We start from the raw sequence: 22,332 nt of genomic DNA, 5'->3' as shown, positions 1-22,332 counted from the left end.
GGTAGCGAACATCCGGGCTACGCGGGTATCAGGTGCAGTCCGCGGCAGGCGATCGTCGCGACGCTGTGCGGGTGCCGGCCCAGGGCGGCGAGCTGTTCGATCGCGTTCAGGACCTGCTCGTTGGGGCACGGCTTGGTCAGGAGCGCGCATACGCCGTACTCGGCGGCTCGAGGGTCTCCGGGGTGCAGTTGCCCGCTGATCACCGCGATCGGGATCTCCGCCGACCGTTCGTCGGCGCGGACCTCGTGGATCAGCGCCCAGCCGTCCATCCGGGGCATCCCGATGTCGGTGAGCAGCACGTCCGGCGGAGACTCCCGGATCGCCCGGAGCGCATCGACGCCGTCGACCGCCCGGGACACGGTGAAGGTGGTCTTCCGGAACATCCGGAGCAGCAGCGCCGCGATGTCCTCGTCGTCCTCGGCGACCAGCAGGACCGTCACGACGACCTCCCGGGAGTCCGGGTCGTCGGCCGCCGGTTCGCGCCGCAGGCCCGGGCTGCGGCCGGGATCGTCCGAGTGCGGGCGACGGCGTCGGCGGCCCGCCGGCACCGCAGCAGGGTCTCCTGCGTCGGTCGGGGCCCGGGTACGCCCTCCTCGCAGACCCACTGCTGCAGGAGGTCCGGGTCAGGTCGGTGGTAGCCCACAACCACCGATTATCGCCGCGGCACCGGTCCTGGTCGTGACAATCCTGACAATCTCTGCTCACTGGCCGGGCGCCGACAGACGGATCCCCACTCCGCGCACGGTGTGCAGGTAACGCGGTTGCGCCGCCCGTTCGCCGAGCTTGCGCCGCAGCCACGTGACGTGCACGTCGACGGTCTCCAGCGACCGGCTCTCCGGCCACACGTCGCTCAGCAGCTGCTGCCGGGAGACCACCGTCCCGGCCCGCTCCATCAGGTAGGCGAGCAGGTCGAACTCGAGCCGCGACAGCTGCAGCGGGGTGCCGTCGAGGGCCGCCGTGCGCGCCTGCGGGTCGAGTGTCAGCCCGCCCACCGCCAGCCCGGCCGCCGTGGTCCCGCGGCCGCGCCGCAGCATCGCCGCGATCCGGGCCTCGATCTGCTCGGCCGAGTACGGCTTGACCACGTAGTCGTCGGCCCCGGCCCGCAACAGCCGGATCATCTCGCTCTCCGCCTCCCGTGCGGTCGCCACCACGATCGGCACCTGTGAGGTGAGCCGGATCCGGCTGAGCACGGCGGCACCGTCGAGGTCGGGCAGACCCAGGTCGAGCACCACCACGTCCGGCTCACGCGCGGCCACTTCACGCAGGCCGTCGAGGGCGGTCGCACACAACCGCACCTCATGGCCGGTTGCGGTGAGTAACCGGCCGATTGCTTCCCGGACGTCGACGTCGTCCTCGATCACCAGCACCTGGGGCATTGCGCCAGCGTATCGGTGATGCAGAATGTGCCGATGAGCCGGAGCTGGAGATATGTCGCGGGATGGCTCGCAGTGACGGTCACCGCGGTCACCGTGTCCTGGTTCGGGGTCCGGCTCGGAGTGGCTCCGGCGCTCACCGACGAACCACCCGTGGCCATCGACGTGAACCGGCGATACACCGAGATCAGGTTCGGGCTGGCCGAGACCGAGCCGCCGCCGTCCCCCTCGCTGTCGCCGCGCCCGTCGATCACCCCGTCGAAGGCGCGCCCGTCGCGCACCCCGACCCGCACCCCGACGACGAAGCCGCCCGCGTCGCCGTCACCCACGCCGAGTGCGGAACCGTCGGTCGTGGACCGGCGCCCCCGCTACCGGGTGTCCGCCGACGGCGGGTCGATCATCGTCGCCTACTCCTCGACCCGGGTGGACATCGTCGACGCCGACCCGCTGACCGGCTACACCGCCACCGGCGCGCGCCGCAGCGACACCGTGGTCGTCGCCCGGCTGTCCGGACCGGGGCACACGTCGGTCATCACCGCCTACTGGAGCGGCGGCCCGGCAGCGCAGGTCATCGAGGAGTACGGATCCTGAACCCGGTCCGCGCATCGACCGGCGTCGGCATGTCGTTACCGGGCCGATAGCAATCCTTCCGGTGCCCTTAAGGCAAGCACGGCGAGACTCCCACGGCACACAGAGATCGACTTGAAGCCATGGGAGGATCGTCAGTGAGGCGTTCCCGCAGCAGAAAGGCGCTGCGCGTCACCGCGCTCGGCAGCGCCACACTGGTCATACTCGGCCTGGGGGCGGCGTACAGCGCCGGGTACTCGGGTGCCGGCGAGATCCCGGAGCCGGACTTCTCCGACGGTGGTGCGGCCGGCTCCGCGGCCGCCGCCGACCAATACGTGACCGGAAAGTCGACCGGGTTCGTCAAGGACCCGGACGCCACGTACACCCGCCAGTCGGTGACCACCACGGCACGCGGCCTGAACTACGTGAGCTACGCCCGTACCTACAAGGATCTTCCGGTCTTCGTCGGCGGCGACGTGGTCGTCGTGACCGACGCCAAGGGCACCGTCAAGGGCGGCACCACGACCGGCGCCGTCGAGGTCGCCACCACCCCCAAGGTGACCGCGGCCAAGGCCGAGAAGGTCTCGCTGCTCATCCACCCGGGCACGGTCAGCGGCGAGCCGAAACTCGGCATCGTCGCCACCGAGGGCCGGGACCGGCTGGTGTGGGAGGTGGTCATCGACGGTGACGACAGCCGCGCCCACGCCTACGTCGACGCGCGGACCGGCAAGTACGCCGGCTCCTGGGACGAGATCACCGGTGGCACCGGGCAGGGTCACTACGGCGGTCAGGTCACCATCGGCACCACCGCCGGGTCCGGCGGGTTCGAGATGCGCGATCCGGCGCGCGGCGGCATGCGGACGCTCAACGACCGCACCGGCCAGATCCTCACCGACGCCGACGACAAGTGGGGCAACGGCACCGGCAGCGACATCACCACCGGTGGCGTCGACACCCAGTACGCCGGCGGCGTCCTCTGGGACATGCTGAAGGCCAAGTTCAACCGCAACGGCATCGACGGCAACGGCGGCGCCGCGACGATGTTCGTCGGCCTCACCGACGTCAACGCCTTCTACAGCTGCGCCGGTACCGGCGACGCCGGCCGTGACCAGACGAAGTACGGCCGGACCAGCGACGGCGCCCGCCAGGTCAACTCGATCGACGTGGTCGCCCACGAGCTCGGCCACGGCGTGTTCTGCCACACCCCGGGCGGCAGCCGCGGCACCACCAACGAGACCGGTGGCCTGAACGAGGCGACCGGCGACATCTTCGGCACCATGGCCGAGCACTTCGCCGCGAACCCGAACGACCCGGCCGACTTCCTGGTCGGCGAGGAGGTGAACCTCTCCGGCCGCGGCCCGATCCGCAACATGTTCAACCCGTCCGCCGTCGGCGACCCGAACTGCTGGTCCACGAAGATCCCGACCACCGAGGTGCACTCCGCCGCCGGGCCGCTCAACCACTGGTTCTACCTGGCCTCCGAGGGTTCCGCCCCGGCCGGGAAACCGGCCAGCACCACCTGCAACGGATCGACGGTGACCGGCATCGGGCTGTGGCCGGCCGGTGAGATCTTCTACCACGCGCTGCTGCGCAAGACGTCCGGCTGGACGTACAGCAAGGCCCGCAAGGCCACCCTGGACGCCACACTCGCGCTGCACCCGAACAGCTGCACCGAGTTCACCGCGATCAAGGCCGCCTGGGACGCGGTGAGCGTGCCCGCCCAGGGCGATCCCACCTGCGCCGTTGCCGCACCGCAGCCGACCCCGTCCGCCACCACGACGACGCCTCCCGTTTCGGCGTCGCCGTCGGCCACACCCAGTCCGGCCATCCCCAGCCCGGACGCCACTCCGGCGAAGACGGTCGACATCGACGCCTCCGCCCTGCGCGCCGACATCAATGAGTTCGCGCGCATCGCGCAGGCCGACAACGGCACCCGCGCGCACGGCACGGCCGGATACCAAGCCTCGCTCGACTACCTCAAGCAGCGCCTGGACGTGGCCGGCTACACCACCCGCGTCCAGCAGTTCACCCACGCCGGCAAGACGGGTCACAACCTGATCGCCGATCTGCCCGGGCGTGGCGACCCCAACCGGGTCGTCATGCTCGGGGCGCACCTCGACAGCGTCACCCAGGGCGCGGGCGTCAACGACAACGCCTCCGGTTCGGCCGGCATCCTCGAGGTCGCCCTCGCCTACGCCGCCTCCGGCGCCGACGGCGACAAGGGCATCCGGTTCGGCTGGTGGGGTGCCGAGGAGGCCGGGCTGGTCGGCTCCAAGGCGTACGTGTCCTCGCTGAACACCACCGAACGAGCGAAGATCACCGGGTACCTGAACTTCGACATGATCGGCTCGCCGAACCCCGGCTACTTCGTCTACGGCGACGACACCAGGGGTACGGCCATCGCCGCCGCGCTGAAGGCCGGATTCACCGCCGCGGGCATCACGTCGCTGTCCACCGACATCAAGGGCCGCTCCGACCACGCCTCGTTCAAGGCCGCGGGCATCCCCACCGGTGGCACCGCCACGTTGAGCCTGGCCGCGGCGATGAGCCAGGCCGAGGCCGACCTCTGGGACGGCGAAGCGGGCAAGCCGTACGACCCCTGCTACCACTCCAGCTGTGACGGGGCCGGCAACATCGACTTCGACGCCCTGGACGCGCACACCGACGTGGCCGCGTACGCCGCCTGGACCCTGACCGGTGTCAAGGCGCCCGCCGAGTCCACCTCGACCCGGGTCGAGAACGCCGCCGACTTCGCGATCAAGGACCGCTCCGCGATCGAGTCGCCGATCACCGTGCAGCGCTCCGGCACCGCCCCGGCCGCACTGAAGGTCGAGGTCGACATCCGGCACGGGTTCCGCGGCGACCTGGAGATCCAACTGATCGCCCCGGACGGCACCGCGTACCGGCTGAAGAAGTCCAGCCGGTTCGACAGCGCCGACGACGTCACCCTCGACCAGACCGTCGACGCCTCGGCCGAACCCGCCTCCGGCACCTGGAAGCTGCGAGTCCGCGACCTGTACTCCGGCGACACCGGAACGCTGGACTCCTGGGCCCTGACGTTCTGATCAGGGTGGACCGGGCGTGCCCCCGCCTATGGTGGGGCACGCCCGGTCCGACTATGGTCGGCGGTCCGATGAGACGAAGCTACGTACTGGTCGCCCTGGCCGTCACCACGCTGGTGGCGCTGGCGTTCGTCATCCCGTTGGCGCTGCTCGTGCACAGCGCCGTGCAGGACCGTGCCATGCGTGAGGCCGAACGCCAGGCCCTCGGCCTGTCCGCGGTCGTGGTGGTCGCCACCGACCGCGAACTGGTCCTCAACTCGATCATGAGCACCCGGGCCGGTCAGCACGGCGAACTCGCCGCCCACCTGCCCACCCTCGGCACGGTCGGGGTCAGCCGGGCCGGTGAGGGCGCGGTCGCCCAGGTCCGCGACCGGGAGACGGCCGGCACGATCGGCATCGACGGCGGTCGCGTCTACCTGCGGCCGGTCGCCCTCCCGCAGGGGCTGATCGCGGTCATCGAGGTCTTCGTCCCGGGCACGTCACTGCGCGCCGGCGTCGGCACGGCCGTGCTGGTGCTGCTGGTCGAGGCGATCGTCCTGGTCGGGCTCTGCATGTTCCTCGCCGACCGGCTGGCCGCCCGCGTCGTCCGCGCCACCCGCGATCTCGCGCGCACCGCCACCAGTCTGGGGGCGGGTCAACTTCATGCGAGGGTACGGCCGAGCGGCCCCCGCGAGATCGAGGAGGTCGGCTCGGCGCTGAACCTGCTCGCCGACCGGTTCCTGGAGTTGCTCGCCAAGGAGCGGGCGCTGGCCGCGAACCTGTCGCACCGCCTGCGGGTCCCGCTGACCGCGCTGCGCCTGAACGCCGAGGGCCTGCCCGCCGGCGACGACCGGGACCGTCAACTGCGCGTGGTGGACCGACTCGAACACGAGATCAGTGCGGTGATCAACGAGGCCGGCCGTCCGCTCGCCGCACGGCCCCGACTGCACTGCGACCTGGGGGCGGTGGTCGCCGACCGGACCGGATTCTGGGGCGCCCTCGCCGAGGACCAGGGTCGCACCTGGCAGGCCGACCCGCCGCCGGAGGGGATCACCGTGCCGGCCGCCTGGTCCCGGGTCACCGAAGCCCTCGACGTGCTGCTCGGCAACGTCTTCCACCACACCGGCGAGGACGCCGCCTGCCGGGTCACCGTCACGCGGTCCGCCGACTCGGCGACGGTGACCGTCGACGACGCCGGCCCCGGTTTCGCCGACCCGGCCGCGGCACTGTCCCGTGGCACCAGCGGCGCCGACTCCACCGGCCTGGGTCTGGACATCGCCCAGCGCCTGGCCGCGGACACCGGCGGCGCGTTCACGGTCGGCCGCAGCGAGTGGGGCGGCGCCCGGGTGAGTCTGACCCTGGGCGTCGTCTCCGAGGACACCCCGGCCGAGTCCGCACCCCGTCGCCGCTGGTGGCGCAACCTCGGCGGCGCCCACGCCCACCGCGGCTGAAGCATTCACAGACTTCGATTTGGCTGTTAGCTTCACTGGACGTGGTTGCGTGACCACCCAGAGTCGGGAGGTTCCCTTGCGCACAACCGTCCGCCGAAGCGCCGCCGTCGCGGCCGCCGCCCTCCTCACCACACTCGGACTGTCCACCGGCGCCCAGGCCGCCCCGCCGGAGGCGGACGTCCTCACGGTGCCGGGCGCCGAGGTCGTCAAGGACAGCTACATCGTCGTCCTCAAGTCCGGCAAGATCGCCCGTACCGTGGCCGCCGAACATCAGGCCACGCCACTGCGGACGTACACCCGGGTCATCAACGGTTTCGCGGCGACCATGACGGCGCGTCAGGCGCGGCAGGTCGCCGCCGACCCGGACGTCGCGTTCGTGCAACCCAACGTGATCCACCGGATCTCGGACACGCAGACCAACCCGCCGTCCTACGGCCTGGACCGCATCGACCAGCGCAACCGGCCGGTGAACGCCGCCTACACCTACAACACCACCGCGTCGAACGTGCGCGCCTACATCATCGACACCGGCATCCGCACCTCCCACCAGGACTTCGGCGGCCGTGCGAGCAGCGGATTCGATGCGATCGACGGCGGTACGGCGGACGACTGCAACGGCCACGGAACGCACGTCGCCGGAACCGTGGGCGGCACCGCCTACGGGGTCGCGAAGGGTGTGCAGCTCGTCGGCGTGCGGGTACTCAACTGCGAGGGCAGCGGCACCACCGCCCAGGTCGTGGCGGGCATCGAATGGGTGACCACGAACGCCGTCAAACCCGCGGTCGCCAACATGAGCCTCGGCGGCGGCGCCGACACCGTCCTGGACAACGCGGTCAGCGCGTCGATCACGTCCGGGGTGAGCTACTCGATCGCGGCCGGCAACGGGTTCCTCGGCCTGTTCGCCCTGGACGCCTGCACCCAGTCGCCGGCCCGGGTCCCGGCCGCGATCACCGTGTCGGCGACCAACAGCAGCGACGCGAAACCGTCCTGGGCCAACCGCGGCACCTGCGTGGACGTGTTCGCACCGGGCATCAACATCCCGTCGACGTGGAACACCGGCGACACCGCCACCAACACCATCAGCGGCACGTCGATGGCCACCCCACACGTCGCCGGGGCGGCCGCCCTCTACCTGGCCACCCACCCGACCGACACACCCGCGCAGGTGCAGGCGGCGATCGTCGGCAACGCCACCACCGGGGTGGTGACCAGCCCGGGAACCGGCTCCCCGAACCGGCTGCTCTACACAGCCGCCTTCTGAACCGGGGGAGCCGGCGGCAGCGGATGCCGCCGGCTCCCACGGCCCGGGTCGTCCGGCCCTGCCGGGGTGGCCGGTGGATTTCTAGGGTGACGGGGAAGCGTCTTCGTCACGGTGAGGCGGCCATGCGGGATCTGACCACATTCGACATGCTCGCGCTGCATCCACTCTTCGCCGACCTGCCGACCGCCTGGCTCCGGCGGCTCACCGCGCACGGGCGGCCCGTCGAATACGAGCGGGGCTTCCGGCTGTTCGGCGCCGACGCTCCGGTCGAGCGGATGTGGCTCCTGCTGAGCGGCAGCGTGCTGCTCGATCTGCCGGTTCCAGGGCGTGGTGACGTCCCGGTGGACAGGTGCGAGGGGTTCGTCGGGTGGGCCGCCCTGGCCCGGGCCCGGCGGTGGGACTTCGGTGGAGTGGCCGGCGAGGACCTGTACGCCGTGGAGTTCCGGGCCACCGGCCTGCGGGACCAGCTCGCCGACGACCCCGACCTGCGCGGCGAGTTCTACGCCCGGCTGATCACCGTGGCGGACGACGGTCTCCGCTCGCTCCGGCTGCGGGTGGCCGGACTGACCATCCCACCACCGGACCGGCTGACCTTCCCCTGATCGGGACGATCGGCCCGGGGGTCGGAGACCTGGTGTCCTGCCGCAGCCGACGCCGGAGTCCTAGCGTGGGTGGTGGAGGGATCGACATGAAGATCTGGCTGGTCAACGAGGTCATGACGGTTGACGTGGTCGCGGTCGGGCCGGATGTGCCGTACCGGGAACTGATCGCCCTGCTCGCCCGGCACCGGATCAACGCGCTCCCGGTCGTGGACGACGATCGCCGGGTCCTCGGGGTGGTGTCCGAGTCGGACCTACTGCTCAAGATCGAGTTCGCCGGGGCCGGGGAGCCGCGCTGGTTCGAGTTCCGGCGACGGGGCCTGCGGCGCAAGGCCGACGCGATGACCGCCGGGGAGCTGATGACCGCGCCGGCCGAGGTGGTCCGCACGACCACGGGTATCCGCACGGCCGCCCGCCGGATGGAACAGGCGCACGTCAAGCAACTGCCGGTGGTCGACTTCGACGGGCGACTGGCCGGCATCGTGAGCCGCGGCGACCTGCTCAAGGAACATCTGCCTACCGACACCGAGATCCTCGCCGACGTGCGCGCGGCGATCCACGAGATCACCTGGACGGAGAGCACCGGCCACGTCGTCGCCACCGTCGACCGCGGCGCGGTCACGCTGACCGGCCGTTCCGAACGCTGGTCCAGCACCGCCCTGGTCGAACGCCTGGTCCGCCGGGTCGCCGGGGTCGTCTCGGTCGACTCGCGGCTGACGTTCGACTTCAACGACCGTGACCTGGTCAAGCCCGCGTCGTCGTACTTCGGGGCCTGACCTGCTCCTCCCTCGAGGCGGGTACCCGAACCGCCCCCGGCCGGCGCGATGACCGCGGGCCGGGGGCGTCGTGCGTGCCCGGGTCAGTCCGCGGCCAGCGCCGCCACCGGGCTGACCCGAGCCGCCCGCCGCGCCGGGAGCAGACCGGCCAGGACCGTGATCGCGGCCGTGACCAGCACGATCAGGGCCAGCCGCCCACCCGGGAAGGTCAACGGCAGATCCAGGCGCAGCGACTCCAGCGCCAGCCAGGCCATCGGCACCCCGAGCACGATGCCCAGCACCGCCCCGATCAGCCCGTACAGCCCGGCCTCCATCCCGACCATCAGCCGCAGTCGCCCCCGGGTCATGCCGAGGGCACGGGCCAGCCCGAACTCCCGGGTGCGTTCCAGAACGGACAGTCCGGTGGTGGTGCCGACCCCGACCGCCGCGATCAGCACGGTCAGCCCGAGCAGCCCGACCGCCGCCGCGAACAGCGACGACACCTCATCGTCGGCCTTGTCGCGTTCGTCGGCGAGCACCGCCACCTCGGCCCCGGCCGGATTCCCGGCACTGCGGAACGCGGCGAGCGCCTCGTCGCGGCCGCCGGTGGCGATGTCGGCGAGGATGCCGGCCGACGTGCCGCCGAGCGCATCCAGGTCGGCGGGCGTCAGGATCGCGCCCGTCCGCAACGGGCCGTCCCCGGTGAGCACCGCGACGACCTCGGCCCGGACCATCCCGCCGGAGTGCAGGGTGACCACGTCACCGACTGTCGCGTCGAAGTCGGTGGCCGCCGACGCCGACAGCACCACCGTGCCCGGCCCGAGTGCGTCGACCTGCCCGGACGCCGCGGACAGGGTCCGCAGTTCCGTCATCGCGCCCATGTCGACGGCGATCGCCCCGTGCGAGAACCCCCCGTCGGCGGTGCTGAAGTCGGCCATCCGGAACGGCGTGACGTCGCGGAACCGCGGATCGGCCCGCAGCCGCGCCAGCACATCGTCGAGGCCACCGCCGCCTTCGGCGAAAAGGGCGAGATCGGCGGGGGTACGCGACGCCATCGTCCGATCCGTCCACAGTTGCAGGCTGGAGATGCCGACCACCGTTCCGGCCAGCATCGTCACGCCGAGCGCGACCACCACCGACACCGCGGCGGCGCGCCGTGGCGTACCGCCGATGCCGCTGACCGCGAGCCGTCCGGCGGGTCCGGCCGTCCGCAGTGGCCATCCGGCGACCGCGAGGATCGGGCGGATCAGCACCGGCCCGAGCGCGATCAGCGTCCCGAACCCGAACGCGCCCACCCCGACCAGGTACAACAGTGCCTCCGAGGATCCCATGCTCCGGACGGTCACCCAGACCATCCCGCCGGTCGCGGCCGACAGCAGCAGCCCGCCCGCAAGGCGTGTCCCGGCGATGCCGCGTTCGGCGGGCAGGGTGCTCGCGCTGCGCAGGGCCTGCAACGGCGAGACCCCGGCGGCCGCGAAGGCGGGAGCCAGGACGGCCCCGGCGGTGAGCAGCCCGGCCCCGATCACCACGGCCACGGCGGCGCCGACCGGCATCCCGGGACCGGAGACGGTACGCCCGAACAGCCCCGCCACGGCCGGTGCGGCGAGCCCGGCACCCTGGGCGAGCAGAACCCCGACCGCACCGGTGACCAGCCCGACCACGGCGCCCTCGACGGCGAGCGCCACCACCAGCCGACCCTGCTGCGCGCCGATCGCCCGCAGCAGCGCCAACTGCCGCAGCCGTTGCGCGAACACGATCCGGAACGTCGACGTGGCGACCAGCGCGGCGGCCACCACGGCGATCCCCACGAACATCGCCACCAGCGCGAACAGCTGATCGAACTGGCGTACCGCGGCGCGCGCCTCCCGTACCCGCATGGTCTCGCCGGTGGTGACGCTGAGGTAGGCCATCGGATCGCGCAGCAGCCGGTCGGACAGACCGCTCATCATCGCGGAAAGGTCGGCGCCCGGCGCCGCGAGAATGTCGACCCGCGGAAGACCGGGAGTGCCGCTGATCCCGGTGACCACCCGATCCGGCGCCCAGGCCCGTTCGGCCGCGTCGCGCGGCCCGTCGACGATCCCGGTCACGGTGACGGTGACCGGCGCGGCGGTGCGGTCACCGGTGTTGAGCCGCAGGGTGCCACCGGTGGTCACGCCGAGCCGCCCGGCGGCCCGCCGATCCACCGCGATCTCCCGCGCCGCCCGCGGATACCCGCCGGAGATCAGCGTGATCCGCGACAGCGGCCCGGAGCCCGGATCGGCGAGCAGTTCCAGATCGGTTCCGGACGACGCGTCACCGACGGTGAACGTCGCGGTCACCCGGCCGGTCGCCTCGGTCACTCCGGCGGTGGTCCGGATCTCGCCCACCTGCCGCGGGCTGAGCGGCTCGCCGCCGTTGGCGTACACGACGACGCTGACCGCCTCCGGTGTCTCACTGAACGTGTCCAGGGTGGTTCGGGTGACGATCGCGTACGCCAGCACCGTCCCGAACACCACGAACGCCGCCACCAGCACCGACAGCCCGGTCATCAGCAGCCGCCCGGGCCGCCGCCACACTCCGCTGAGCTGGGTGCGCAGCACGGTGGCGGTCACCGGGACGTGTCCTGCACGATGCGGCCCTCGGCCGGCACGAGGGTGCGGTCGGTCGGCTCGTCGGCGAAGATCACGTCCGGGCGGGTGCTGAGTGCCCGGGCCAGGGCGACACGCTGCCGCCGGCCGCCGGCCGGCTCGGCCGGCAGGGTGATGTTCTGCCGGGCGGTGAGCTGGGGGAGCAGGTTGAACGCCTGGAACACGAACCCGATCCGATCCCGGCGCACCCCCGTGAGCGCCCGGTCGGTGGCGGTGACCGCGGACATCAGAAGACGATCTTCGGTACGCGCAGGTCGACCCCGCTGTCCTCGCAGTGCCCGACGGCCAGCTCGGTGATCTCCTCGAGGGTGCCGGCGGGCGGCCGCATCGGGTCGCCGGTCGCCCGGACCATGGACCAGTGCACGTACCGGCCGACCTCGGTGCTGATCCCGTCATTCTCGAGCCGGGTGTAGCGGATCTGCCGGATCTGCTGCTCCCACTGCTCGGCCTGTGCGGTGTCGGTGGGTGGGTTCTGCGCCTTGTCGATCAGCTCCTGGGCCAGCGTGCAGTCGGCGGCCGATGCGGCGGTCGGCCCGAACCGCTTGTCCCACAGGTAGTTCACGCCGTACGCCACACCGGCCATGACGACCGCGGCGAGGATCACGAAGGTGATGTTGATGCGCTTGCTGTTCACGACACTGATTCTTCGGCGTGGTGGGGGTCCGGCACATTGCCGCCAGAGCAGATCCTGAGGCACCCCGGTGTACGACTCAGGTCTTACACACCCGGTTTGACCAGGCCGATCTCGTACGCGAAGACGACGGCCTGCACCCGGTCGCGGAGTTCCAGTTTAGCCAGGATGCGCCCGAAATGCGTCTTCACCGTGCCCTCGGCGACGACCAGCCGGGCGGCGATCTCCGCGTTAGACAGCCCGGCCGCCACCAACTCCAGGACCTCGCGCTCGCGGTCGGTCAGTGCGGCCAGCCGCTCGTCGGCCCGGCCGGGCAGGGTCAGCTGCCCGGAGAACCGGTCCAGCAGCGCCCGGGTGACCCGGGGAGCCACCACCGACTCGCCGGCGGCCACCACCCGGATCGCCGCGAGCAGTTGCTCCGGCGGCGCGTTCTTCAACAGGAACCCGCTGGCCCCGGCCTGCAGCGCGGCGAACGCGTCGGCGTCGGTGTCGAACGTGGTCAGCACCAGCACCCGCGGGCCGTCCGGTCCGGCACAGATCCGGCGGGTGGCCGCCACCCCGTCCAGCACCGGCATCCGGATGTCCATCACCACCACATCGGCCGGGGTACGGGCCAGCAGCGCGATCGCCTCCGCCCCGTCACCCGCCTCGCCGACGACCTCCATGTCCGGCTGCGCCGACAGCACCATGACGAAACCGGCCCGGACCAGCGCCTGATCGTCGACGAGCAGAACCCGGATGCTCACTGTGCCTCCTCGAGCGGGATCGTGGCCCGCACCCGCCAGCCGCCGGCCGGATCGGGCCCGGCGGTGATCTCACCCTCGTGCACCGCGACGCGTTCGCGCATCCCGAGCAGCCCGTTCCCGCCTCCGACGCGGGCCGCCGGAACCGTTCCGGCACCGTCGTCGCCGACCTCCAGCACCGCCCGCCGCGCCTCGACGGCCAGCGTGACCTCGACCTTCGTGCCCGGCCCGGCGTGCCGGAGCACGTTGGTCAGCGACTCCTGCACGATCCGGAACACGGTCAGCTCGTCGGCCGCCGACAGCCGCCCGAGGTCACCGTCGATCCGCACGTCCACCCCCAGCCCCGCCGCCCGGGCCCGCTCGGCCAGGGTGTCGAACCGGTCCAGGCCGCGACTGCGCCGCTCGTCCGGGTCGTCGTCGCCGGTGTCGCGCAGCACCGCGACGATGCGGTGCATGTCGTCCAAGGCCTCCCGGCCGGTGGCGGCGACCGTGCGCATCGCCACCCGGGCCCGGTCGGCATCGGTGTCGACGACGTAGGTCGCCCCGTCGGCCTGGGCGATCATCACGGCCAGGCTGTGCGCGACCACGTCGTGCAGCTCACGGGCGATGAACGCCCGCTCGTCGGCGGCGGCCAGCCGGGCCAAATGGTCGCGTTCACGCTCGGCGGTCGCGACCCGTTCCCGGCTGGTCCGGAACACGTATCCGAACAGCCACAACGCGCCGCAGCCGGCCAGCATGGCGGTCTGCTCGGCCAGGTACGGGTAGTCCAGCAGCGAACCGTTCCACTCACTGTCGACACTGGCCACGGCGGCGACCATCGCACCGGCGGCCACCACCGCCCCGGAGCCGAAGACCGCCGCCCGGGCGGGGGAGTGCACGACCACCGTGGTCATCGCCACGAGCAGCGCCACGTCGTACGCCGCCGGAACCGCCGAAGCGACCGCCAGCTGCACCAACGCGAGAACAGTGAGCACCGCGAACACCCGGATCGGCGCGTGGCGCCGGACGATCAGAGCGGCCGCCATGGCCAGGCCGATCAGCACGTCGCGCCAGGAGTAGTCGCGGTACTGCACGGCGAGGGTGGCGACCGCCGTGGCGAGACTCAGGTCCCACAGCAGCCGCAGCTGCGGCACCCACCGACCGGACATCCCGCCACCCTAGACCCCCTCAGACGCTCGTCCAGTGGTCGAGGGTGGCCCGGAGTTTCTCCGGATCGATCGGTTTGGCCAGGAAGTCGTCCATGCCGGCCTGGAGCGCCCGCTGCCGGTCCTCGGCCAGCACCCCGGCGGTCATCGCGATGATCGGGGTGTGCCGGTCCGGGCTCTCGTGGGCCCGCAGCTGCTCGGTGGCCTGGTATCCGTCCAGGCGGGGCATCTGGCAGTCCATCAGGATCGCCACATAGTCGCCGGTGGCGGCCAGTTCGACGGCCTCGGCGCCGTCGACCGCGATGTCGGTGGCGTAGCCGAGCCCGGCCAGTGTGTCGACGGCGACCAGCTGGTTGATCTCATTGTCCTCGGCGAGCAGGATCCGGCCCCGCGCGGCGGCCGTGGCGGGCGCCGGCCGGACGCTCTCGTCGCGGGCCGGCGCGACCGGCCCGAACCGCGACATCAGGTAGTTGAACAGCACCGACGGGCCGATCGGCTTGGCCAGCACGTCGACCCCGGAGTGATCGGTGAGCCGGTTCTCGGCCGACGGGTCGCGGCTCAGCAGCACACAGAACGGGCGCGGCTCGATCTCCGGCTGGGCGCTCATCACGCTGATCAACTCGACGCCGTCCAGCCGGGTCAGGTGGTGGTCGATGACCGCGATGTCGTGCGGCTCGCCGCGCCGGCACGCCAGGCCGAGCTCGTCGAGGGCGGCGTTGGCGCTGTCGGCGGCGGTGACCCGCATGCCCCACGCCTCGACGTGCTCGGTCAGGAAACCGCGGCTCGTCGGGTTGGCGTCGGCGATCAGCAGACGGCGGCCGGCCAGTCCCCGGTGCCGCTCCTGCGACTCCTGTGCCGACTCGACCGTGCCGAGCGCGACGGTGAAGTGGAACCGGCTGCCGCGGCCGGGTTCGCTGTCGGCCTGGAGGGTGCCGCCCATCAGCTCGACGAGTTGCCGGCTGATGGTCAGGCCCAGCCCGGTGCCGCCGAATTCGCGGCTGTTGGTGGCGTCGGCCTGGGTGAACGGCTCGAACATGCGGGAGATCTGGTCGGCGTCGATGCCGATGCCGGTGTCGGACACGGTGAAGTCGTAGTGGCGCCGGACCTCGCCGACCGGTCCGAGCGGGTCGACCCGGATCACGATCTCGCCGCGGTGGGTGAACTTGACCGCGTTGCCGATCAGGTTCAGCAGCACCTGCCGCAGCCGGCCCTCGTCGCCGTGCACGACGGCGGGCAGATCCGGCGGGTAGTAGCCGACGATGTCGATGTTCTTGTCCCGGGCCGCCGCGGCTCCCGCGTGGGCGACCTGTTCGAGCAGGTCACCGAGGTCGAAGTCCGACTCGGCCAGGGTCGCCTTGCCCGCCTCGATCTTGGAGAAGTCGAGGATGTCGTTGATGATCGCCAGCAGGGCCTGCGCGGACGCCCGGATCGACTCGCCGTACCGCCGCTGCACCGGCTGCAGCGGTGTGTCCAGCAGCAACTTCGTCAACCCGATCACCCCATTCATCGGGGTACGGATCTCGTGGCTCACCATGGCCACGAACTGCGACTTGGCCGCCGCCGCGGCGAGCGCCTCGTCCCGTGCGGCGGCCAGTGCCCGTTCGGTGCGCTGCCGTTCGGAGACGTCCCGGATCGCCGCCGACACCAGGATCCCCTCCTCGGTGTCGAGCGGGGCGACGGTGATCTCGACCGGGAACTCGCTGCCGTTGCGGTGCAGCGCGGTCAGGTCGCGGCCGATCCCCATCCGGCGTGGCGACGGGTCCTTGAGGTATTCGTGCATGTCCGCGTCGTGGTGGTCGCGAAGCCGGGCTGGGATGAGCATCCGCACCGATCGGCCGACCAGGTCCACCGCGAGCCAGCCGAACAACCGCTCGGTCTGCTCGTTGACCAGCCGGATGATCCCGTCGGCACCGACGATCACCATGGCGTCGGGGGCGCTGAAGACCAGTTGGCGGAACCGCTGCTCGGCCCGTTTGGCCTCGGTGACGTCACGGCCCACCGCGTAGATGGACTCACCGTCCTCGGCCGGAGTGGCGTTCCAGTCCACCCACCGGTAGTCGCCGTCGCGGGTCCGGTACCGGTTCTCGAACGAGATCGTCGGCATCAGCCCGTCGACCAGGGTGATGCCCTGGGCCAGGGTGCGGTCCACGTCGTCGGGGTGCACGAAGGACAGGTACGGCCGGCTGGTCAACTCCTCGGTGGTCCATCCGAAGACCTCGGTCCAGGTCGGGTTGACCCGGGTGAAGTAGCCGTCCCGCGAGGCGATGCACATCAGGTCCCGGGACAGGGTGAAGAAATGGTCGAGCTCCTCGGCCATCTGTCGCCGCTGCGCCTGCGCCCGGTCCCGTTCGGTGAGGTCGCGGTAGGTGACGATCAGCATCGTGACGTGCCCGTCGCCGGCGATCGGGTGGATGCTCGCCAGCACCGGCAGTTCGGACCCGTCCCGGTGCCGCAACAGCGTGTCGAACTCGGTGCTGCCCTCGCCCTCCAGCACCTGCTTCACCTGCCGGGCACAGGTCTCCGAACCACCCGGCGGCCACCACACGTACGGCGGACGGGCCCCGATCACCTCGTCGGCCGGGAAGCCGGTGATCTGCGACCAACGCCCGTTGACCCGCAGGACGGTTCCGTCCGGGGTGACCGCCATGACTCCCTCGATCAGCGCGGTCAACACGGTGTCACTGAAGTCGCGCTGCTCGCGCAGTTCGGCGATCAGCCCGAGCCGGCCCGCATCGGCGTCGTTGAGCATGTGTCCGGCCCGCAGCAGCACCAGGTAGAGGGTCAGCAACAGCACACTGACCACGACGTTGGCGACCACCCCTTCCAGGTCGATCCGGTTCCGCTTCATGATCGCGAGCGCCAGGCCGAGCAGGACCACGACCGCGGCCACCGTCGGGGTGAGCCGCCGTACCGTACGGCTGCCGAGCCGGCTGCTGCCGAAGATCCGCACCGCCAGCCCGCCGGGTCGACTGACCGTCACCGCAAGGGCCAGCAGCAGTAGCGCCGCCTGTGTGCCGATCGGGGTGTCGGTGGCCTCGGAGTCCCAGTACAGCGCCGCGATCCCGAGCAGCGCGGCCAACGCGGCGACCGCCATCTCCAGCGCCGCGGCGGCGGCCAGCAGTTGGGCCGGCAGATGCCCGCGGCCCCGGCCCGTCTCCAGCAGCAACAGAGCCAGGCCGAGCAGCAGGAACGCCACCGGGGACCGCAGCGGCGGCCGATCCGCCGCGGGCATGAGCAGACCGCTGATCAGCCGCTCGATCGCGAAACCGATCACGAACAGCGCGGTCACGCGGACCGCCCACAGCCGTCGGCCGCCCGCCCGGACCGGCCCGGCGATCAGCAGCCCGACCGCCGTCGCGCCGGTCATCACCGCGCTCTGCCAGGCCATCAGCCTGTCGCCGGGCAACATCCGGCCCAGCTCCAGGGTCAGCGCCCAGTCGGTCAGGCCCAGCACGCCGAGTAGCAGGGCGCACACGGTCGTGGCGCGCCACAGCCGGAATCGGCGCGCCGGCCTGGTCGAAGACACCGTCACCCGACCAGCGTCACCAATAAAACGCGAGCACAGGACGCATTCAGCGAACTATGGGAACGGTTTTAGGCCGCGAGTACCGACAGGGCGGCCGCCGCCTCCCGGTAGACCACGGCCGGGTCCTGCGACAGCCACGCCTTCACCTGGGCGCTCCAGGCGTCGGCCAGCACCTCGGTCCGGCTCGCCTCGACACCGTCGAGCGCGGCCGCCACGATCACCTCGGGCGCGGTCTTGTCACCGTCGTACCAGGCCATCATGTCGGTGTCGGCCGCGCCCAGGTGCAGGCCGGTCACCAGGGTGCCCTGCGCGGCCAGCTCCAGCCGGGCGCTGTTGGTCAGTGCCCACTCGGCCGCCTTCGCCGCGTGGTACGCCCCGGCCCCGTCGACGGCGAGCCAGGAGATCGCGGACAGCACGTTGAGGATCGCGCCGCCGGCCAGCTGCGGCGCGAACGCCCGGATCACGCCGAGCGTGCCGTAGAAGTGGGTGTCCATCTCGCTGCGGATGGCGGCCAGGTCACCGGTGATCAGGTTGGCGCCGGTCGAGATGCCGGCGTTGTTGATGAGGATGTCCACGTCCGGTGCGGCGGCGGCCGCGGCGGCCACCGAGTCGCCGTCGGTGATGTCGAGCCGTACCGGGATGACACCCGGCACGTCGATCAGCTCCGGGCGACGGGCGGTCGCGTACACCTTGGCGGCGCCACGCTCGGCGAGCGAGCGGGCGAACTGCCGACCGAGGCCTCGGTTCGCGCCGGTGACCAGGACGTTTGCTCCGTTGATCTGCATGCCGGTTACGCTAGGACCTGACGTTGACGTCAGAGGCAAGTCTTATGGCAGGGGTCACGATGCGCATCGGTGAACTGGCGACCAGATCAGGGGTCAGCGTCCGGGCGCTGCGCTACTACGAGGAGCAGGGTCTTCTCGCGGCCGGGCGCAGCGACAGCGGCCAGCGGCACTATCCGGAGCCGGCCGTCGACCGGGTGCAGCTCATCCAGATGCTCTACCGCGCCGGGCTGTCCAGCCGGACCATCGTCGACCTGCTGCCCTGCGTCGACGCCAAGGCCAACACCCCGGAGTCACGGGCCCTCCTGGCCGCCGAGCGGGCCCGGATCGACGAGCAGATCACCAACCTGATCCGCACCCGCGACCGGCTCGACGCGGTGATCACGCTGTCGGAGGACCCGGCGAACGGCTGCACCCGGATTCACGACTGACCGAAACCGTCAACCCCGTCCCGCTCCGGCCGATAGGAGTCGAGGAGCGGCGGTCGGACGACCGCGCCGTGAACCGGGGGCGATCATGGTGGACGACAGCGACCGGCGCCGGGCCGGCCAGGGCAGCAGCACGCACGCCGATCCGCAGACCGCGGCCCGCGAATCGGTGGCGGCGGCGCTCGGTGGGCGTACCCCCGAGGCGGCCGACCTGGTCATCGCCCACGCGACCGTCGACTACGACCCGCTGCTGTTCTTCGAGGCGGTGGCCGAGGCCGCCGCGCCGGCCCAGGTCGTCGGCTGCACCGCCTACGCCGGCTTCACCGGGTCCACGACCCTGTCCCGCGGCGCCGTCACGCTCTACCTGCCGGCCGCCGAACTCACCTTCGGTGTCGCCGCCGCCGACTCGGTCAGCGGGGATCTGCGCGGTGCCGCCCGCCGCGTCACCGAATCGGCCCGCGAACGCGCCGGCGGAGACGGCGAACACTCGGTGCTGATGATGCTGACCGACGGGCTGGCCGGTGACCTGCGGGAGGTGGTCCGCGGCAGCTATGCGGTCACCGGCGCGACCGTTCCGCTGGTCGGCGGCGCCGCGTCGGAGAACCTCTCGATGGGGGCCACGCATCAGTTCGCCGACGGCAAACTGATGTCCAACAGCCTGATCGCGGTCTGGATCAACTCGCCGCATCCGCTCGGCATCGGCGTCGCGCACGGCTGGCATCCGATCGGCGACCCGATGACGGTGACCCGCGCCGAGGGCAACGTCATCCACGAGTTGGACGGCCGCCCGGCCGTCGACGCCTATCTCGGCCAGCGCGGCGATCAGCTCCCGGCCGGCGAACCGGAGGACGGCGAGGGACCCACCTTCGCCCGGCTCACCTTCGACCATCCGCTCGGACTCGCGAACGCGGCGGGCACCTTCGACGGACGGCACATTCTCGGTCGTACCGCCGAGGGCTCCCTGATCATGTTCGGTCACGTCAGCGAGCAGTCAGTCGTCCAGGTACTCGCCGGCAACCAGCGTGACCTGCTGGACGCCGCCGGATCCGCCGCCGCCGCCGCGGTCCAGCGGCTCGGCGGCACGGCTCGCGGGGCGCTCGTGTTCAGCTGCGCCGGCCGGGTCACGCCGCTCGGCGACCAGGTTCCCGAGGAGGCCGCCGCGATCCGGGATCAGCTGGGCGCGGCACCGTTCGCCGGGTTCTTCACCTACGGCGAATTCGCCCGGGTCACCGGGTCGACCGGCTTCCACAACGCCACCGTCGTCGTCCTCGCCCTCTGATCATGGGGGAGGACGACGACGAGATCCGCCGGCTGCGCGCCGAGCTGGCCCAGTCGCGGGCCATCTCGGCTCGGGCCCTGGCCCGCGCCACCCGGCTGGCGCAGCTCGTCACCGCGCTGGGCAAGGTCACCGAGGTCGACGACGTGCTGGAATGCGCGGTGTGTGACGTCGCGGAGATGTTCGACGCCGACGTCGCGGTCGTGCTCACCCCGGCTGACGGAGGCCTGCGGTTGGCCGCGCAGTGGGGCATCGCGGCCCGGCACCTGCCTTCGGGAACCGTGTCGGCGCCCGCCGCTGTGCAGTCGCTCAGCGCGGCCCGGCCGGTGACCGCTGCACCCGTCGGCGAGAGTCCGGCACCCGAGTGGCTCTCCGCCGGCGGTCTGAGCCACCTCGCGTACGGGCTGCTCACCGTCCGGGGCGAGCACCTCGGGCACCTGCTGCTGGCCCGGACCGAGGACCGGCCCTTCGACGATGCGGACATCCAGGAATTGATCGCGATCGTCAGCCGGATCTCGCTCGCCATCGACAACGGGCGGCTGTACCGGCGCACCCAGGATCAGTTGCACCGGCTGCAACGCCTGAACGCGGTCACCGCCGGGCTGGCCGGCATGGTCGACGTGATCACCGCGGCCCGCAACATCGTCGACACCATGATCGAACACGTGCCGCTGGCCGGGGCCGCGGTCTACCTGACCGATATCTACGGCGAGGAACTGGCCGCGGGCGGCGGCGCCGAATGGCCCCGGATCCTCGACGAGATCCCGCCCGGAGCCCTCGCCCTGCGCCTGGGCAGCCAGGACCCGAGCGCCGGCCGGCTGCTGCTCACCGGCGTCCCGCCGGACGGCACCGATGCGCGGTCGTTCCTCGACCACCTGGTCGACGTCGGTGGCCTCGTGTTGGAGAAGGCGCTGCTGTTCCAGCGGATCCGGATGCAGGCCGAGACCGACGTGCTCACCGGCATGCCGAACCGGGCCTACTTCATGGAGACCCTGGCGGCCTCACTCAGCCGGTGCCGGCAGGACGGCAGCGACGTGGCGATCCTGTTCATCGACATGGACGGCTTCAAGGCGGTGAACGACACGTACGGCCACGACGCCGGTGACCAGCTGCTGATCGCCGCGGCCCAGCGCCTGTCCGAGACGGTCGGCCTGCACGGCATCGCGGCCCGACTGGGCGGCGACGAGTTCGTGATCGCCTGCACCGACACCACCACGGCGGAGGCCGAACTCCTCGCCGCCCGTATCCAGGAGGCCGTCGACGCGCCCTATCACCTGCAGCTGCCGTCAGGCGAGGTGGAGGTCACCGCCGGTTGCAGCATCGGGCTGTGTCTGGCCGCCGGCTGCGGATACGACGCATCGTCACTGCTCAGCACAGCCGACGCGGACATGTATGCGGCGAAACAGCGTCGTCGCGCGGCCCGGCGGGCGTCAGCCGTCGGCGGCCTCGTCCGGGCAGTCCCACAGGGCGCCGGCCTCGGTCAGGAGGACGACCGGGTTTGACTTCCCCGAATCGGCGGGTGGAGACACCGGCAGGGGCTGGTTGACGATCACGATCGAGGCGGCGACGGAGAGCGCGGCGACCACCAGGGCGATCGAGTCTCTCGTCCGCATCGCGTCTCCCCTCACGAGGCAGCAACCATACACCGGATAGTCAAGCGCCGATGCGCTAATTTGTCCCGGTGAGTCTCCTCGAGGACGTGGGAAAGCGCGACGGTTGGCGCTGCTGGGTGTGTGACGAGCCGGTCGATCCGGACATGTCGGTCAACGATCCGCGGGGCCCGAGCGTGGACAGCCGGACCGCCGATCGCAAGGCCAAGGTCGCCGAGCGGCTCGCTCACCGGGCCTGTAACACCCGCAAGGGCGCCGTGAAGGTGGTCATCGCGTGGCCGGACCGGCTCAACGTGGTGGAGCCCGCACCGCTGATCACCGTCGCCGAGCGGCTGGAGCGCAAGGGCGGCCGGGAGTTGGTCGCCCGCTGTCCCAGCAAGCGGGACGCCCAGGAGGCGGCGGACTGGCTGGTGGACCGTTTCTCCCGGCTGGTTCCGGGCCTGCCGGTGACCGCGACCGTCGACACCGGCGGCGGCCAGTTCCTGATCGCCCTGGCCACCGGCCGCCGCTGACCGGG

Annotated in this window: 19 protein-coding genes and 1 pseudogene; 10 read left to right on the top strand and 10 right to left on the bottom strand. The window is 71.8% G+C overall.

What is annotated here, in order from left to right:
• Positions 1-17: 17 nt before the first annotated feature.
• Both Q0Z83_RS16515 and Q0Z83_RS16510 read right to left on the bottom strand, forming a co-directional pair.
• On the bottom strand, positions 18-548 hold the full coding sequence (locus tag Q0Z83_RS16515; protein WP_317794814.1) for a response regulator: 531 nt from the start codon (positions 546-548) through the stop codon (positions 18-20).
• 153 nt (positions 549-701) lie between these two features.
• Positions 702-1,367, bottom strand: a complete 666-nt coding sequence (locus Q0Z83_RS16510) for a response regulator transcription factor (RefSeq protein ID WP_317797087.1) — start codon at positions 1,365-1,367, stop codon at positions 702-704.
• Positions 1,368-1,409: 42 nt separating this feature from the next.
• Here Q0Z83_RS16510 and Q0Z83_RS16505 point away from each other — a divergent pair, with 42 nt between their 5' ends.
• From Q0Z83_RS16505 to Q0Z83_RS16480, 6 genes are all read left to right on the top strand, one after another.
• A complete protein-coding gene (locus Q0Z83_RS16505; RefSeq protein WP_317794813.1) occupies positions 1,410-1,964 on the top strand; it encodes a hypothetical protein in 555 nt (184 codons plus the stop codon).
• A gap of 191 nt (positions 1,965-2,155) precedes the next feature.
• A complete protein-coding gene (locus tag Q0Z83_RS16500) occupies positions 2,156-5,005 on the top strand; it encodes a M28 family peptidase (protein ID WP_317797086.1) in 2,850 nt (949 codons plus the stop codon).
• A gap of 68 nt (positions 5,006-5,073) precedes the next feature.
• Positions 5,074-6,432 (top strand): sensor histidine kinase, encoded by a 1,359-nt coding sequence (locus tag Q0Z83_RS16495; RefSeq protein WP_317794812.1) that lies wholly within the window; start codon positions 5,074-5,076, stop codon positions 6,430-6,432.
• A 76-nt stretch (positions 6,433-6,508) separates the two neighbouring features.
• Complete coding sequence (locus Q0Z83_RS16490) at positions 6,509-7,693, top strand: S8 family peptidase (RefSeq protein WP_317794811.1); 1,185 nt, start codon at positions 6,509-6,511, stop codon at positions 7,691-7,693.
• Positions 7,694-7,815: 122 nt separating this feature from the next.
• Entirely contained in the window at positions 7,816-8,295 is a 480-nt protein-coding gene (locus tag Q0Z83_RS16485) for a cyclic nucleotide-binding domain-containing protein (protein WP_317794810.1), read from the top strand.
• A gap of 86 nt (positions 8,296-8,381) precedes the next feature.
• Positions 8,382-9,068 (top strand): CBS domain-containing protein, encoded by a 687-nt coding sequence (locus tag Q0Z83_RS16480; protein ID WP_317794809.1) that lies wholly within the window; start codon positions 8,382-8,384, stop codon positions 9,066-9,068.
• A gap of 83 nt (positions 9,069-9,151) precedes the next feature.
• On the opposite strand, the gene Q0Z83_RS16475 is transcribed toward Q0Z83_RS16480, so the two are convergent.
• The 7 genes and pseudogenes from Q0Z83_RS16475 to Q0Z83_RS16445 all read right to left on the bottom strand — a co-directional run bounded on the left by Q0Z83_RS16475 (position 9,152) and on the right by Q0Z83_RS16445 (position 18,504).
• Positions 9,152-11,638: an FtsX-like permease family protein gene (locus tag Q0Z83_RS16475; protein ID WP_317794808.1), complete on the bottom strand. Its 2,487-nt coding sequence runs from the start codon at positions 11,636-11,638 to the stop codon at positions 9,152-9,154.
• A 50-nt stretch (positions 11,639-11,688) separates the two neighbouring features.
• A pseudogene (locus Q0Z83_RS16470) lies at positions 11,689-11,880 on the bottom strand (ATP-binding cassette domain-containing protein); the annotation flags it as partial.
• 20 nt (positions 11,881-11,900) lie between these two features.
• On the bottom strand, positions 11,901-12,308 hold the full coding sequence (locus Q0Z83_RS16465; protein WP_317794807.1) for a hypothetical protein: 408 nt from the start codon (positions 12,306-12,308) through the stop codon (positions 11,901-11,903).
• A gap of 83 nt (positions 12,309-12,391) precedes the next feature.
• On the bottom strand, positions 12,392-13,051 hold the full coding sequence (locus Q0Z83_RS16460) for a response regulator (protein ID WP_317794806.1): 660 nt from the start codon (positions 13,049-13,051) through the stop codon (positions 12,392-12,394).
• Positions 13,048-14,196, bottom strand: a complete 1,149-nt coding sequence (locus tag Q0Z83_RS16455; protein ID WP_317794805.1) for a sensor histidine kinase — start codon at positions 14,194-14,196, stop codon at positions 13,048-13,050. Before Q0Z83_RS16455 ends, Q0Z83_RS16460 begins: the two co-directional genes overlap by 4 nt.
• Before the next feature lie 19 nt (positions 14,197-14,215).
• Positions 14,216-17,725 carry a PAS domain S-box protein gene (locus Q0Z83_RS16450; protein WP_317794804.1) on the bottom strand — a complete coding sequence of 1,170 codons (3,510 nt, stop codon included), beginning with the start codon at positions 17,723-17,725 and terminating at the stop codon, positions 14,216-14,218.
• A gap of 62 nt (positions 17,726-17,787) precedes the next feature.
• Positions 17,788-18,504 carry an SDR family oxidoreductase gene (locus Q0Z83_RS16445; RefSeq protein ID WP_317794803.1) on the bottom strand — a complete coding sequence of 239 codons (717 nt, stop codon included), beginning with the start codon at positions 18,502-18,504 and terminating at the stop codon, positions 17,788-17,790.
• Between the two features lie 59 nt (positions 18,505-18,563).
• Here Q0Z83_RS16445 and Q0Z83_RS16440 point away from each other — a divergent pair, with 59 nt between their 5' ends.
• From Q0Z83_RS16440 to Q0Z83_RS16430, 3 genes are all read left to right on the top strand, one after another.
• Positions 18,564-18,932 carry a MerR family transcriptional regulator gene (locus Q0Z83_RS16440; protein ID WP_317794802.1) on the top strand — a complete coding sequence of 123 codons (369 nt, stop codon included), beginning with the start codon at positions 18,564-18,566 and terminating at the stop codon, positions 18,930-18,932.
• An 85-nt stretch (positions 18,933-19,017) separates the two neighbouring features.
• The gene (locus Q0Z83_RS16435) at positions 19,018-20,208 is read left to right on the top strand and encodes an FIST signal transduction protein (RefSeq protein WP_317794801.1); all 1,191 of its coding nucleotides are present in this window, start codon (positions 19,018-19,020) and stop codon (positions 20,206-20,208) included.
• Positions 20,209-20,210: 2 nt separating this feature from the next.
• Positions 20,211-21,707: a sensor domain-containing diguanylate cyclase gene (locus Q0Z83_RS16430; RefSeq protein WP_317794800.1), complete on the top strand. Its 1,497-nt coding sequence runs from the start codon at positions 20,211-20,213 to the stop codon at positions 21,705-21,707.
• On the opposite strand, the gene Q0Z83_RS16425 is transcribed toward Q0Z83_RS16430, so the two are convergent.
• A complete protein-coding gene (locus Q0Z83_RS16425) occupies positions 21,636-21,818 on the bottom strand; it encodes a hypothetical protein (protein ID WP_317794799.1) in 183 nt (60 codons plus the stop codon). The genes Q0Z83_RS16430 and Q0Z83_RS16425 overlap by 72 nt on opposite strands.
• A gap of 68 nt (positions 21,819-21,886) precedes the next feature.
• Here Q0Z83_RS16425 and Q0Z83_RS16420 point away from each other — a divergent pair, with 68 nt between their 5' ends.
• A complete protein-coding gene (locus Q0Z83_RS16420; protein ID WP_317794798.1) occupies positions 21,887-22,327 on the top strand; it encodes a hypothetical protein in 441 nt (146 codons plus the stop codon).
• Positions 22,328-22,332 lie beyond the last annotated feature (5 nt).

The organism is Actinoplanes sichuanensis, assembly GCF_033097365.1.
GTDB lineage: Bacteria > Actinomycetota > Actinomycetes > Mycobacteriales > Micromonosporaceae > Actinoplanes > Actinoplanes sichuanensis.
This window is presented reverse-complemented; position numbering and strand designations above follow the sequence as displayed.

What these genes read in the sequence shown, in the direction of transcription:
- Q0Z83_RS16455 (WP_317794805.1), bottom strand. Translation starts at nt 14,196, where the DNA reads ATGTCCGGTCGGTGGGTGCCGCAGCTGCGGCTGCTGTGGGACCTGAGT.
- Q0Z83_RS16445 (WP_317794803.1), bottom strand. Translation starts at nt 18,504, where the DNA reads ATGCAGATCAACGGAGCAAACGTCCTGGTCACCGGCGCGAACCGAGGC.
- Q0Z83_RS16430 (WP_317794800.1), top strand. Translation starts at nt 20,211, where the DNA reads ATGGGGGAGGACGACGACGAGATCCGCCGGCTGCGCGCCGAGCTGGCC.
- Q0Z83_RS16485 (WP_317794810.1), top strand. Translation starts at nt 7,816, where the DNA reads ATGCGGGATCTGACCACATTCGACATGCTCGCGCTGCATCCACTCTTC.
- Q0Z83_RS16435 (WP_317794801.1), top strand. Translation starts at nt 19,018, where the DNA reads ATGGTGGACGACAGCGACCGGCGCCGGGCCGGCCAGGGCAGCAGCACG.
- Q0Z83_RS16425 (WP_317794799.1), bottom strand. Translation starts at nt 21,818, where the DNA reads ATGCGGACGAGAGACTCGATCGCCCTGGTGGTCGCCGCGCTCTCCGTC.
- Q0Z83_RS16480 (WP_317794809.1), top strand. Translation starts at nt 8,382, where the DNA reads ATGAAGATCTGGCTGGTCAACGAGGTCATGACGGTTGACGTGGTCGCG.
- Q0Z83_RS16495 (WP_317794812.1), top strand. Translation starts at nt 5,074, where the DNA reads ATGAGACGAAGCTACGTACTGGTCGCCCTGGCCGTCACCACGCTGGTG.
- Q0Z83_RS16440 (WP_317794802.1), top strand. Translation starts at nt 18,564, where the DNA reads ATGCGCATCGGTGAACTGGCGACCAGATCAGGGGTCAGCGTCCGGGCG.
- Q0Z83_RS16505 (WP_317794813.1), top strand. Translation starts at nt 1,410, where the DNA reads ATGAGCCGGAGCTGGAGATATGTCGCGGGATGGCTCGCAGTGACGGTC.